This window comes from Sphingobium sp. Ant17 (genome assembly GCF_000588875.1).
Lineage (GTDB): Bacteria > Pseudomonadota > Alphaproteobacteria > Sphingomonadales > Sphingomonadaceae > Sphingobium.
Genome location: NZ_JEMV01000020.1, coordinates 1 through 12,674 on the forward strand (window position 1 = coordinate 1; position 12,674 = coordinate 12,674).

Annotated in this window: 12 protein-coding genes and 2 pseudogenes; 9 read left to right on the forward strand and 5 right to left on the reverse strand. The window is 64.5% G+C overall.

Annotation, left to right across the window (positions count from 1 at the left end):
• The 5 genes and pseudogenes from BF95_RS30335 to BF95_RS10720 all read left to right on the forward strand — a co-directional run.
• A pseudogene (locus tag BF95_RS30335) lies at positions 1-275 on the forward strand (hypothetical protein); the annotation flags it as partial.
• Between the two features lie 124 nt (positions 276-399).
• On the forward strand, positions 400-1,017 hold the full coding sequence (locus BF95_RS10705; RefSeq protein ID WP_037473566.1) for a ribonuclease D: 618 nt from the start codon (positions 400-402) through the stop codon (positions 1,015-1,017).
• 15 nt (positions 1,018-1,032) lie between these two features.
• Complete coding sequence (locus BF95_RS10710; RefSeq protein ID WP_043151377.1) at positions 1,033-1,680, forward strand: hypothetical protein; 648 nt, start codon at positions 1,033-1,035, stop codon at positions 1,678-1,680.
• Positions 1,680-2,230: pseudogene (locus BF95_RS10715) on the forward strand (LptA/OstA family protein). The gene BF95_RS10710 and the pseudogene BF95_RS10715 overlap by 1 nt, the downstream one beginning before the upstream one ends.
• The gene (locus BF95_RS10720; RefSeq protein ID WP_043151379.1) at positions 2,227-2,913 is read left to right on the forward strand and encodes a pentapeptide repeat-containing protein; all 687 of its coding nucleotides are present in this window, start codon (positions 2,227-2,229) and stop codon (positions 2,911-2,913) included. Before BF95_RS10715 ends, BF95_RS10720 begins: the two are co-directional and overlap by 4 nt.
• 87 nt (positions 2,914-3,000) lie before the next feature.
• Here the strand turns inward: BF95_RS10720 and BF95_RS10725 are convergent, their stop codons facing one another.
• The 4 genes from BF95_RS10725 to secB all read right to left on the reverse strand — a co-directional run bounded on the left by BF95_RS10725 (position 3,001) and on the right by secB (position 7,048).
• On the reverse strand, positions 3,001-3,660 hold the full coding sequence (locus BF95_RS10725) for a DUF4136 domain-containing protein (protein ID WP_043151380.1): 660 nt from the start codon (positions 3,658-3,660) through the stop codon (positions 3,001-3,003).
• A 161-nt stretch (positions 3,661-3,821) separates the two neighbouring features.
• Entirely contained in the window at positions 3,822-4,826 is a 1,005-nt protein-coding gene (trpS, locus tag BF95_RS10730) for a tryptophan--tRNA ligase (RefSeq protein WP_043151382.1), read from the reverse strand.
• Positions 4,827-4,839: 13 nt separating this feature from the next.
• Positions 4,840-6,423, reverse strand: coding sequence for a murein biosynthesis integral membrane protein MurJ (gene murJ / locus BF95_RS10735; RefSeq protein WP_043151383.1), 1,584 nt, complete (start codon positions 6,421-6,423; stop codon positions 4,840-4,842).
• Between the two features lie 118 nt (positions 6,424-6,541).
• Positions 6,542-7,048, reverse strand: coding sequence for a protein-export chaperone SecB (gene secB, locus BF95_RS10740; protein WP_043151384.1), 507 nt, complete (start codon positions 7,046-7,048; stop codon positions 6,542-6,544).
• A gap of 182 nt (positions 7,049-7,230) precedes the next feature.
• Between secB and BF95_RS10745 the strand changes: the two genes are divergently transcribed.
• From BF95_RS10745 to BF95_RS10760, 4 genes are all read left to right on the forward strand, one after another.
• Positions 7,231-7,884, forward strand: coding sequence for a Tim44/TimA family putative adaptor protein (locus BF95_RS10745; RefSeq protein WP_043151385.1), 654 nt, complete (start codon positions 7,231-7,233; stop codon positions 7,882-7,884).
• Between the two features lie 7 nt (positions 7,885-7,891).
• Positions 7,892-9,145: a murein transglycosylase A gene (locus tag BF95_RS10750; protein ID WP_043151387.1), complete on the forward strand. Its 1,254-nt coding sequence runs from the start codon at positions 7,892-7,894 to the stop codon at positions 9,143-9,145.
• A 12-nt stretch (positions 9,146-9,157) separates the two neighbouring features.
• On the forward strand, positions 9,158-9,694 hold the full coding sequence (locus tag BF95_RS10755) for a Smr/MutS family protein (protein ID WP_043151388.1): 537 nt from the start codon (positions 9,158-9,160) through the stop codon (positions 9,692-9,694).
• A gap of 99 nt (positions 9,695-9,793) precedes the next feature.
• On the forward strand, positions 9,794-11,506 hold the full coding sequence (locus BF95_RS10760) for a putative bifunctional diguanylate cyclase/phosphodiesterase (protein WP_043151390.1): 1,713 nt from the start codon (positions 9,794-9,796) through the stop codon (positions 11,504-11,506).
• A 15-nt stretch (positions 11,507-11,521) separates the two neighbouring features.
• Here the strand turns inward: BF95_RS10760 and dapE are convergent, their stop codons facing one another.
• The gene (gene dapE, locus BF95_RS10765; protein WP_043151391.1) at positions 11,522-12,664 is read right to left on the reverse strand and encodes a succinyl-diaminopimelate desuccinylase; all 1,143 of its coding nucleotides are present in this window, start codon (positions 12,662-12,664) and stop codon (positions 11,522-11,524) included.
• Positions 12,665-12,674: the final 10 nt, after the last annotated feature.

The following is a 12,674-nucleotide window of genomic DNA, read 5'->3' on the forward strand; positions in this document are numbered from 1 at the left end:
CCGCCGCCGCCGAAGCCGCCGCCAAAACCACCGCGACCACCGCCGCCGCCACCGGCACCCTGATCGTAGAAATTGTCGTCGCCGAAACCGTCGCGCTTGTCCTTGCCGCGCCCGCCGCGGCGACCTCTGTCAAAACTCATGCCCTGTTAGTCACTTTCGCTTCGCCCCAAGACCATTCGGACACGCATGTCGGGCGAATGACATGCAAAATCCACCGCAAAGGCGGGTTTGGGAATCACTATATCAAATTTTCAAGGGAGCGCGAACGATTTTAACAGGAGCGGTCCCGTTCCGTTCCTTTTGCGCAAATGGCTGTGCTTTGCGGGTAATATTCCCCTTCTTTCCGCCGCCGCAAAGCGTCGATTGCGATATGCCCACTTTAGCCATAGAGGGAGGCGTATGACCGTCCATTTCCATGAAGAAGATCTGCCCGCGGGCGTGCTTGCCCCCGGCCCGATCGCCGTCGATACCGAAACCATGGGGTTGATCACCCCGCGCGACCGCCTGTGCGTCGTCCAGATAAGCGATGGCCAGGGCGACGAGCATCTGGTGCGGTTCAAGCCGGGCAGCGACTATGCCGCGCCGAACCTGCGCGCGGTGCTGGCCGACCCTGAGCGGCTCAAACTCTATCATTTCGGGCGGTTCGATATCGCCGCGATCCAGCATTATCTGGGCGTGGTGGCCGCGCCCGTCTATTGCACCAAGATCGCGTCGCGGCTGATCCGCACCTATACCGACCGCCATGGGCTGAAGGAACTGGTGCGCGAATTGCTGGGCCAGGACATCAGCAAGCAGCAGCAGTCGAGCGACTGGGGCAATCCGGTACTGAGCGACGCGCAGAAGGATTATGCGGCGTCCGACGTGCGTTACCTGCATGCGTTGCGCGCCGAGCTGGACAAAAGGCTGGTGCGCGAAGGGCGGATGGAATTGGCGCAGGCCTGTTTCGACTTCCTGCCGCACCGCGCCGCGCTCGACCTGGCCGGGTGGCCGGAGATCGACATTTTCGCGCATATGTGAGGAAGTCGAAGCGCCGTGTCCGTCCAGGCCGATCAGCAACGCGATGTGCGCCGCCAATGGGCGCAGCCGGGGGGCAGCCATGACCGCATGGTCAAGCTGCTCAAAAACTGGCTGCCTGTTGCCGTGGGCGTGCTGAGCGCGCTGCTGGCGACTGCGCCGTTTACGGGCGGGGACAAGGTGAGCTTCGTGCTCGACAAGAATAAGGTCGATGTGGCGAAGGAGCGGATGCGGGTGACCGAAGCGCTCTATCGCGGCGAGGACAGCAAGGGGCAGCCCTTTTCGCTGCGCGCGGGGTCGGCGGTACAGAAAAGCTCGCGCGAGCCGATCGTGGATTTGAACAGCATGTCGGCGCGCATCCTACTGTCCGATGGCCCGGCCGTGCTTAGCGCGCAGAAGGGCCGCTATGATATGGACAGCGAGCGGGTCGGCATCGAAGGGCCAGTGCAGTTCGAGGCGGCGGGCGGATACAGGCTGACCACGCGCGATGTCGGCATCGACCTCAAATCGCGGCGGATGCAGAGCGCGGGCCGGGTCGACGGGCGCATCCCGATCGGCACGTTCAGCGCCGACCATCTGGAAGCCGACCTGAACGCGCGCACGGTGACGTTGAATGGCCGGGCACGCTTGCGTATCGAACAAAATGGTCTCAAAGGGCGCAATTGATGACACGCTCCTTCCTTTTGCTGACGATCGGCGCTGTGGGCACCGCCGGGATGATGATCGCGGGCGCAGGCGCGCAGGTGATGCAAAATCATGACAGCAATGCGCCCGTCAACTTCAACGCCGACCGGATCGAGGTGCAGGACCGCGCCGACCGCGTCGTGGTGTCGGGCAATGTCGAAGTGACGCAGGCGGGCATGACGCTGAACGCCGCGCGCATGACGGTGGCCTATCGCAACCAGCCGGGCAGCGGCGCGGGTGGCGTGGAGATCGACCGGATCGACGCATCGGGCAATGTCGTGGTGACCAAGGGTGACCAGACGCGCGCGGCAATGTCGCCATCTACGACCTCAACAGCAAGCTGATCACGATGTTGGGCGATGTCGCGCTGACGCAGGGCGGCAACCGGCTGACCGGTGGGCGGCTGGTGATGGACCTCAATAGCGGGCGATCGACCGTGGACGGGCGGTCTTCGGGCGGCGTGCCGGGTGCGGCGACCAGCCCGAGCGGGCGCGTGTCGGGCACCTTCACGGTGCCGCAGCGGAAGAATTGACGCCCGCCGAGCGGGCTGTGCGCGACCGGGTGCTGGGTCGGGTAGAGGTCGAGGCGTTGCTGGCGGGGGCGTCGCCCCGGCACCTTATCGACTGCGATCTGGAGGGTGCGGACTTGAGTGGCCTCGCCCTGCCCGGCTGGACGTTCGAGACTTGCCAGTTGCGGCGCGTAGATTGGACCGGGGCGCGGCTGGAGGGGACGGTGTGGCGGTCCTGCCGCGGGGCGTTCGCGAATTTCGTGGGGGCGGACCTCAATGAAGCGCGCTTTGCCGCCTGTGACCTCAATAACAGCCAGTGGCGCGGGGCGCGGTTGGGCGCGGCGTTGTTCGAACGGTGCAAGCTGACCGGAGCCGACCTGTCGGAGATCAAGGCGTTCGACCTGCGCTTTGACGAGACGCTGCTGATCAACGCAAAATTGCCTGGCTTTTCCTTTCGCAAGCAAGTGCTGCAACGCATCGATTTCAGTGCGGCGGATCTGCGCCAATGCGATTTTCGCGATGCCCGGTTCGAGGATTGCAGCCTGCGCGAGGCGCATCTGGTCGATGCCAGGTTCGATGGCGCGGATTTGCGCGGGGCGGATCTGGGTGGATTACGGCTGGGCGATGCCAGCCGTTTTCGCGGCGCGACGATATCGCGCGCGCAGGCGAGCCAGTTGCTGGGCGAGCTGGGGCTCAAAGTCCTGTAAGCCCCACAAAAACAAGCCCGGCGCTCTTTCGAGGCACCGGGCAGGATTAGGGCCTATGGCTGGGAGCCGACCCGAGAGTGTGCTGTGTCAGCCCTTCTTTTCGGGCGGCAGAGTGATCTTCACATCCTCGCCATTCTGGCCGGGGAAGTTGGTGAACATCGCGTCGATCAGGTTCGGGACCAAATAGGTCAGCTTGTTGGACAGCGACTGGGCGCTCGCCTTGCCTTCGAACAGGCGGAGATTATCGGCGGCACGGTCGATCTTCATGCTGAGATCGCTGGTATAGACGGTGTAGCTGGACACGTCGTTATAGCCGCCGCCACCGAACAACCAGGGATCATAGAAGCCATAGCCCCAAGGGCGACCCCAGCGACCGCCAAAGCCGCCGCCCCATGGTCCACCAAAGCCTGCGCCATAGGGACCACCAAAGCCCGTCGAGCGGACCTTCTCGCGCCCATTGTCAACATCATAGGCGACGCGGACGATGAGGTCGGCGCGCGCCGGATCGCTGGCCGCGACATAGCCGGTCTGCGCCAATCGCTGGCCGACCATGTCGGCATAATGGGCAAATTCGAGGCCGCCCGCGAGCTGCGGATTGTCGGCGACGATGGTATAGCTCTGGCCTGCGGGGGCCGGGAGCTGCTGGAAACGGGCGACATCGGCCTTGAATGGCGTCGCGCAGCCCGACAGCGCAACCAGCGCTAGGGCAGGCGCTGCGAACAGACCGAACTTTTTGAAACGGGTCATTTTTCTGCGTCCTGTATCAGGCATGAATCTTTGTGCATCATTGAGGCCGGTTCTAGCAAGCCGCAACTGAACATCATTTGAACGCACGAGAAAACCGAACGGGCGCAAAGCATGTCCTGTCACCCCAAGGACGCCACGGCCGATCATAACCCGTAGGCCGATCAGCGCATCAGCCCCATCGCATCATAGGCCGCGCGCAATGTCGGTTCGGCCGCCGCCGCCGCCTTGGCCGCGCCCTTGTCGAGAATCGCGTCGAGCGCGGCATCGTCTGTGCGCAGTTCAAGGAAGCGCTGGCGAATCGGGCGCAGCGTTTCGACGAGCACTTCCCCCAGCGCCGGTTTGAACGCGCCGAAGCCCCGGCCCGCAAATTCGGCACAGACGGCATCGGGCGTGCGGCCGGTCAGCGTTGCGAGGATGCCGACGAGGTTGCGCGCCTCTGGCCGATCAGTCAGGCTCGCGGCCGTTTCGGGCAGCATTTCCTGATCGCTCTTGGCCTTCTTCACCTTCGCCATGATCGCATCGTCATCATCGGTCAGGTTGATGCGGCTCATGTCCGACGGATCGGATTTGGACATTTTCGCACTGCCATCGCGCAGCGACATGATGCGCGCCGATTCCTTGGGGATGATCGGGTCCGGCAGGGTGAAGAGATCGACGCCGAAATCGCTGTTGAACTTGGCGGCGATGTCGCGCGCCAGTTCCAGATGCTGTTTCTGGTCCTCGCCCACGGGCACATGGGTGGCGTTATAGGCGAGGATGTCGGCGGCCTGCAGCACGGGATAGACGAACAGGCCGACCGATGCGCCTTCGCGATCCTTGCCCGCCTTGTCCTTGAACTGGGTCATGCGATTGAGCCAGCCGATGCGCGCGGTGCCGTTCAGCAACCAGCAGAGTTCGGCATGGGCGGGGACGCGGGCCTGGTTGAAGAGGACGCTGCGATCGGGGTCGATCCCGGCGGCGACCAGGGCGGCGGCCATGTCGCGCACGTTGCGGATACGCTGTTCGCGCGCTTCATGCACCGTGATGGAGTGCATGTCGGCGAGAAAGAAGAAGCACTGGCTATCCGCGTCCATCTCGTCCTGCATCTTCACCCAGTTGCGGATTGCGCCGAGATAATTGCCAAGGTGCAGATTGCCGGTGGGCTGGATGCCGGAAAGGACGCGCATGGGATGATCCGTTCTATTGCGTTGTGGTCGTGCCGCGCCGACGCATCAGCGCCTTGATATCGGACAGCCGGTAAGCGCCGGTGACGAAGCAGGCCAGCCCGTAGAGCGTGACGCCCGCGCCGACAAGTATGGCGAGCGCGATATAGCGTTGGACCATGGCGCCTGTAAGCCAGGGATCAAACAGGCTGGCCCCCGCGATCAGCGCGCCACCCATGATGAGGGCGGCCAGCGCGAGACGCGGCAGGCGACGGCGCAGCCCCGCATCGGCCGCAAAATGCCCGCGCTTGACCAAGGTGTGATAGAGCATCGCCACATTGACGGTGGAGGCGAGCGCGGTGGCAAGCGGCGGCCCGACATGGCCAAGCGTCGGGATGAGCGCGATATTGCCAATGATGTTGATCAGGATGGAGAGCATGGCGTAGCGCACCGGCGTCCGCGTATCGCCGCGCGCATAATAGCCCGGCGTCAGCACCTTGACGAGAACATAGGCGGGAAGGCCAACCGAGAAGGCCGACAGCGCCCAGCCGCAGCGCATCGCGTCTTCGGCCGTGAAGCGGCCATATTGGAACAGCCCGCGCACGATCGGTTCAGCAACGGTCAGGAAGGCGATGGTGGCAGGCAGCGTCAGGAACAGGGCAAGTTCTATGCCCCGGTTCTGCGTCTCCATCGCCGCTGCGTCCTCCCCCTTTGACAGCATCCGCGAGATGGTGGGGAGCAGGATGGTGCCAAGACCGATGCCGATCAGGCCCAAGGGCAGTTGGTTCAGCCGGTCTGCATAATAAATATAGGTGATCGAGCCGGAGGCGAGCAGCCAGCCCGACAAGGCGGTGGAGACGAGCAGATTGACCTGCTGCGCCCCGGCCCCGGCTGCTGCGGGCACGATGAGGCGGAGGAGTTCGCGCACATCCTTGTCGAGGCGGGGGCGCTGGAGCTTGAGCGAGACGCCCGCGCGGCGGCAGGCCCAGATCAGCCAGAGCAGTTGTAACGCGCCGCCCACCGTCACCGAGATTGCCTGCACCCGCGCGGTTTCATATTCGTCCGCGCCGTGAAAGAACCACAGCCCGCTGATCATCGCGACGTTGAGCAGGATCGGCGCGGCGGCGTTGACCCAGAATTTGTCGAGCGAATTGAGGATGCCGCCCAGCAGCGAGGCGATGGATATGAGCGCCAGATAGGGAATGGTGATGCGCGAGAGCGTAACCGCGAAGGCGAACTGGTCCGGGGTCGGGTTCTGCCGCGCGAAGCCGCCCGACAGTGCCCAGGTGATGGGCCAGGCGGCGGCGATCAGCGCCAGGGTGAAGAGGATGAGGACCGGCAGCAGTACCGCAAGCGCGCGCTGCGCGAAATCATAGCCCGCCGGAAGCCCGCCGTCGCCTGCCGCCTTCTTGTTGAACAGCGGGATGAAGGCGGCGGAAAAGGCCCCTTCCGCAAAGAGCGCGCGGAACATGTTGGGGAGGCGGAAGGCGACGCCGTTGAAGGCGTCCGACGCGAATCCTGCGCCGACGTAACGGGCCGCGAGGGAATCGCGCACCAGCGCCAGGATGCGGCTGACGAGCGTCAGCCCGCCGACTGATCCCAGAGCGCGGATGAGTTTCATGGCATTACCCCCGTGCCCGTTCGGGCTGAGCCTGTCGAAGCCCCACACTTCCTCTTCAAAGAAAAGTGCAGCCCTTCGACAAGCTCAGGGCGAACGGGAATAGGGGTCATCCTGCGTGTCAGGCGTGGCCGGCCGGTTCGCCTGCGGTCTGTTCCAGCGCCTGGGCCTGTTGCAGGTAGAGCGCGCCGAAATCGATGGGGTCGAGCAGCAGCGGCGGGAAGCCGCCGTCGCGGATCGCGTCGGCCAGCACGCGGCGGGCGAAGGGGAAGATGAGGCGGGGTGCTTCGGCCAGCATGAAGGGCTGGATCTGATCTTCGGGCACGTTGCGCATGCCGAAGATCGCGGCGTAGAGCAGATCGACGGCGAAGGCGGTGCCCTGCGGTGCGACGGCTTTGACGTCGATCTTGAGCGAGATTTCCATCACTTCTTCACCGACGCGATCCGCGCCGATGTTGAACTGAACATCGATCTGCGGCTGATCGGGCCACTGATAGACGGCCGGCGCATTGGGATTTTCGAAGGACAAGTCCTTCACATATTGGCTGATCAGCGCGATCTGGGGTGCGGTATCCGCGCCGTTGCCCTGGGTGTTGATATAGGGGTTGGTATCGGCTTCGTCGGCCATGGTCCGTCCTTATATGGTCAATAATGTCCGGTGGGCCGCAACCCCCCGCGATGTGACCCGCGCGCTTAGCAGGGGGCGCGGAGCAGGGCAATGGCACCGGGACGAAGGGGCTATTTGAAGTTGGGCGCAAACATGCCTATGTTGGTTGGAACATTGTCCCCGCGCAAAGGGTATAGATTTCCGTGTATGTGATCGTCATCCTCGCCATGATAGCCGGTTTTCTGGCGCTCCGGCTGTATTCCGTACTTGGTAAACGTACCGGGCACGAACAGGAGCCTGCGCTCCGTCCTGCCGAAGATCGGGCCAAGGTCACGGTGCTGCAGCCCCGGCAAATGGCGGATGGCTCCGGCGATTCGGTGCGTCTGGCCGAAGGGCTGATCGCGCCGGGCGCAGAAAATGGCGTCCGCGCCCTGATCGCCGCCGACCGCGGCTTCGACGTGCCGCAATTCGTGGATGGGGCCAAGAGCGCCTATCGCATGGTGCTGGAAGCCTTCTGGCGTGGCGACCGGGACGAATTGGCCTGGCTGTGCGACGATGATGTGCGCGCGTCCTTTGAATCGGCAATCGCCGCGCGCGAGGCTGAGGGCCATGTGCTCGACAATCGCCTGGTGCGGATCGAAAAGGCGCAGATCGTCGAGGCGTCCGTCAATGGCGGCGTCGCCCAGATCGCGCTGCGGTTTGAGGCCGACATCGCCGCCGTTACGCGCGACCAGGACGGCAATGTCGTCGCCGGATCGATGACCGATGCGGTTGGCACCAACGATATCTGGACCTTCACCCGCGATATTCGCAGTGCCGATCCCAACTGGAAGCTCAGCGAAACCGACGAAGCGTGATCGGCGCATGATGCTGCGTTCGAGGGCGGGCGCGCTGGCCGCCGCCCTGCTGCTGTCGGCCTGTTCGGGTAGCATGATCCCGCCGTCCGCGACTGGTCCTGCGCCGTCGCGGCCTGGGCCATCTGGGGAAGTCGCTACCCGCCCTACCCCGGCAACGCCACGTCCCACCCTTCCCGTCGAGATGCCGACCGACCCGGCGCTGGTGCTGGGCACCGCCGCCGCTTTGGGCGTGACGCGCGGACCGGAGGTCGGCAGCCTGATCCCATCAGGTGAGCGATCGCGGCTGGCGTTGCAGGCGTTTCGCATATCCTGCCCCACGCTGATGCGGCGCACTGATGCGAGCGGGCTGACCAGGGGTTCGGATTGGAACAATGCCTGCGCGGCGGCGTCGAGCTGGCCGGAGACCAGCGCCAGCGAATTTTTCTCCCGTTATTTCGAAGCGGTCCAGGTCGGCGATGGCGCGGCCTTCGTTACGGGCTATTATGAGCCGGAGATCGCGGGATCACGCACGCGCCAGCCAGGCTATGACGTGCCGATCTATCGCCGTCCGGCCGACCTGATCGACGTTGATCTCGGCCAGTTCAGCGAAGCGCTGAAAGGCCGCACGATCCGTGGCAAGGTCGCGGGCACGAAGTTCGTGCCCTATGATGAGCGCCAGCAAATCGTGGCCGGGGCGTTGAACGGGCGCGGGCTGGAACTTGCTTATGCGGCCGATCCGGTCGAGTTCTTCTTCCTGCAGGTGCAGGGCAGCGGGCGGCTGAACCTGCCTGACGGCAGCGTCATGCGCATCGGTTATGACGGTCAAAATGGTCGCGATTATACCGGCATCGGCAAGCTGATGAAGGATCGCGGGCTGATCAAGGCCGGGTCGATGCAGGACATCATGCAATATCTGCGCGCCAACCCGGTCGAGGGTGCGGCGATCATGAACGACAATAAGAGCTTCGTCTTTTTCCGCGAGTTAACCGGCGCGGGGCCGATCGGGGCGCTGGGTGTGCCGGTAACGGCGGAGGGAACGGTCGCCGCAGATCCCAAATATGTGCCGTTGGGCGCGCCGGTGCTGCTCTCGCTCGACCGGGCCGAGCCCAATGGCATGTGGATCGCCCAGGATACGGGCGGCGCGATCAAGGGCGCCAATCGCTTCGACAGCTTCTGGGGTGCGGGCGCACGGGCGCGGGGCATTGCAGGGGGCATGTCGGCGCGCGGCAGCGCGCTCATTCTGCTGCCGATCGGGTCGGTCGCCCGCCTCACCCGACCCTGACCGGGGGTGGGAATGGCCCGGCGGTATCTTTCCACGGATGAGCAGGCACTGTGGAGCGCGCTCGCCCGGACGGTGCGGCCGCTTCGTCCCCAAGGCCGCGCGCCTGTCCCTCTGCCCGTGGTGACTATCGACCCGCCAGCGCAGAAGGGGTTCACGCCGCCCCCTGCCCGCCCGATCCCGCCTGCGCCGGTCCGCACACCCGCCGCCGTGTTGGACACGGGGTGGGAAAAGCGCATCCGTAATGGCGCGGTCAGCCCCGACATGAGTATCGACCTGCACGGCCATAGCCTGTCGGCGGCGCATGCGCGGTTGCATCAGGCGCTGGGCGCGGCGCTGGCGCAGGGGGTGCGGGTCATCCTGGTGGTGACGGGCAAGCCCCCCAAGGGCGCGCTGTCGGACAGCGCAGCGCGGCGCGGCGCGATCCGGGCCGAAATTGGCCATTGGCTGGAAACCAGCGCCTATGCCGACCGGATCGCCAGCGTCCGGGTCGCCCATCCCCGCCATGGCGGCGACGGCGCGCTCTATTTGATATTGCGGCGCAAAAAATAACAGATCGTCAACCGCGCGCTGACCCTTTTTTAACCACCGTCCTTCATACCCCTTTCATCGAAGCTCAAATGCGGAGCAAGCATCAGGACAGGGGCATATATGCGGGGGGTGACATTAAAAAGCCGCGCTACTGCGTTCGCCTGTTCGGCAGGCGCGCTCGTCTTCATCCTTTCGCTGGTGCTGGGATATACGCCGGACCAACCCGACGATATCGGACATATCAGTCGCGCTTTGATCATCGCCATATTGTGCGGCACGATGAGCTGGGCCTCGGCCCGCCAAACGGTTGCGACGACCGCGACCGCGATCGATACAGCGACCGATCGGCTCTTGTCCGCTGCGCATGGCGACCTGCAATCGCCGGTGCCCGCCGACATTGCCCATGAACTGCCCGACCTCGCCGTGGCGATGGAAAGCCTGTTCAGTCAGGTCCGCACCAATCTGGACCATGTCCAGACCCTTGCCCTGTTCGATCAGATTACCGGCCTGGCCAACCGCACCAGTTTCTGTCGACAGGTCGAGCGCCATCTGGCCGAGCGCGTCGAAGAGGGCAAGGCGGCCTTGTTCTTCATCGACCTGGACGGGTTCAAGAGCGTCAACGACACGCTGGGCCATGCGGCGGGCGATCAGTTGCTGGCGCGGGTCGCGGGTCGGCTGCGCGAAGTGGTGATGGCGCAAGTCAGTGCGGGATCAGGCGATGCCGTGATCGGGCGGCTGGCAGGCGACGAATTCACCATGTTCTTCCCCAACCTGCCCGGCCAGAGCGCCGCAGCGCGCATTGCGCGCGCGATACAGTTCGCCCTGGGCGAACGCTTTGACCTGGGCAGTCAGCATGTCGATCTGGGCGCGTCGATCGGCATCGCCTGCTATCCCGATCATGGCGACACGCTGACGGCCTTGTTGCGCGCCGCCGACGTTGCCATGTATCATGCCAAGCATAACGGACGCGGCCGGGCGGAAATGTACACGGCCCAACTGGCACTGGAGGCGGCGGACCGCGCCGACCTGGAGCGCGAGTTGGTGCTGGCGCTGCAACGCAACGAATTTTTGCTGGAGTTTCAGCCGCAGATCGACATCGGCAAGGGCAGCGCGGTGGCCGCCGAAGCGCTGGTGCGCTGGGCACATCCCGAGCGCGACCTGATCATGCCCGGATCTTTCGTGCCGGTCGCGGAGGAAAGCGGCGTCATCGTCGCGCTGGGCGACTGGGTGATGGACAAAGTGTGCGAAACCGCCGCGCGCTGGGCCGCAATCGGCATTTCGCAACGCATCGCCATCAATATTTCTACCCGCGAACTGGGCCAAGCCGATTTCTTCCTGCGCCTGCGTCACGCCATCGCTACCCACAAGACGCCACCTGCCATGCTGGAGCTGGAGATCAGCGAGTCGCTGGCGATGGAAATGGAGCAGCGCATATTGAACCAATTGGCCGCGCTGCGGCGCGATGGGGTGCGCGTGGCGATCGACGATTTCGGCACCGGCTATTCCAACCTGTCGCGGTTGAAGGAATTGCCTGTCGATCGGATCAAGATCGACCGCAGCCTGGTGCGCGACATTGCGACATCGGCCGAAGCGCGGACCATCTGTTCGGCGGTCGTTGGCCTGATCCAGGGGCTAGGCCTGGAAGTGGTGGTTGAGGGCATCGAGAACGAGGCGCAGATCGACATGCTGCGCATCATCGGCTGCACCCAGTTTCAGGGCTATCATCTGGCCATGCCGACGGGGGAGCTGGATTATCTCGACCGTTTTGCCGGGACGATCACCAGCGTTGGACCCGAGAGGCAGAGCCACCTACTTTTCCTGCGCCAATCCTAACCGCGCCGACGCTGGTCAGGTCTGTAGCGCGCGTTCCACGATCAGGCCGTAGATGCGCTGGAGGTCGCGCAGATCCTGCACCGCGACCGCTTCGTCTAGCTTGTGCATCGTCGCATTGTTGAGGCCGAATTCCACCACCGGACAAAGGCGCGACAGGAAGCGGGCGTCGGACGTGCCACCCGTTGTCGACAGATCGGTGGCAAGGCCCGTGACGTCGCGGATCGCGCCGCTGACCAAATCGCTGAACGCGCCCGGCGGGGTCAGGAAGGGTTCGCCGCTGATCTTAGCCTCCACCGTACCGCCCTCAGTCGCGGCGATGGCGGTGATCCGTTCGATCAGCGACGCACCGCTATGCTGGTCGTTGAAGCGGATCGAGATACGCGCGGTTGCGAGGCCGGGGATGACATTATGCGCCGGATTGCCGACGTCGAGGTCCGTGATCTCGATATTGCTGGGTTGGAACCAGTCGGTGCCTTCGTCCAGTCTTTCCGCCTCTATGGCGGACAGGATGCGGACCAGCTTCGAGATCGGATTGTCGGCCAGATGGGGATAGGCGACATGGCCTTGGCTACCCGTCACGCTGATCCACATATTGACCGAACCGCGCCGCCCGATCTTGACCACATCGCCCAGTTGCGCCGAGGATGTCGGTTCACCGACGAGGCAAAGGTCGGGGCGTAGTTCGCGCGCGGCCATGCGCTCCATCAGTGCCAAGGTGCCATGAATGGCGGGGCCTTCCTCATCGCCAGTGATGATCAGGCTGATCGTACCGGGCAGATCGTCGGGCAAATCCTGAAGCGCCGCGACGAAGGCGGCGATCGACCCCTTCATGTCCACCGCGCCGCGTCCATAGAGCAGGTCGCCACGCTGTTCGGGCACGAAGGGATCGCTGGTCCAGCCCGGCCCCGGCGGCACGACGTCAAGATGCCCTGCAAAGGCGAAGTGCCGGCCGCCACCCGTGGTGCGCCAGGCCAGGAGGTTTTCGACCGGGCCATCCGGTGCCTCTCCGGTGACGAAACGGTCAGTGGTAAAGCCCAGCGGCTGCAGCATAGCCTCCAGCGCGGTAAAGACGGCGCCGGTTGCAGGTGTTACAGAGGGGCAGGCAAGCAGTTGCTCGGCGAGCGCCACGACATCATGATTGGCTCTGGTGCTGGTCATACCCAGGCGT

Coding starts and splice junctions, on each gene's coding strand:
- BF95_RS10705 (WP_037473566.1), top strand. CDS start 400: ATGACCGTCCATTTCCATGAAGAAGATCTGCCCGCGGGCGTGCTTGCC.
- BF95_RS10725 (WP_043151380.1), bottom strand. CDS start 3,660: ATGACCCGTTTCAAAAAGTTCGGTCTGTTCGCAGCGCCTGCCCTAGCG.
- trpS (WP_043151382.1), bottom strand. CDS start 4,826: ATGCGCGTCCTTTCCGGCATCCAGCCCACCGGCAATCTGCACCTTGGC.
- murJ (WP_043151383.1), bottom strand. CDS start 6,423: ATGAAACTCATCCGCGCTCTGGGATCAGTCGGCGGGCTGACGCTCGTC.
- secB (WP_043151384.1), bottom strand. CDS start 7,048: ATGGCCGACGAAGCCGATACCAACCCCTATATCAACACCCAGGGCAAC.
- BF95_RS10750 (WP_043151387.1), top strand. CDS start 7,892: ATGATGCTGCGTTCGAGGGCGGGCGCGCTGGCCGCCGCCCTGCTGCTG.
- BF95_RS10755 (WP_043151388.1), top strand. CDS start 9,158: ATGGCCCGGCGGTATCTTTCCACGGATGAGCAGGCACTGTGGAGCGCG.
- BF95_RS10760 (WP_043151390.1), top strand. CDS start 9,794: ATGCGGGGGGTGACATTAAAAAGCCGCGCTACTGCGTTCGCCTGTTCG.
- dapE (WP_043151391.1), bottom strand. CDS start 12,664: ATGACCAGCACCAGAGCCAATCATGATGTCGTGGCGCTCGCCGAGCAA.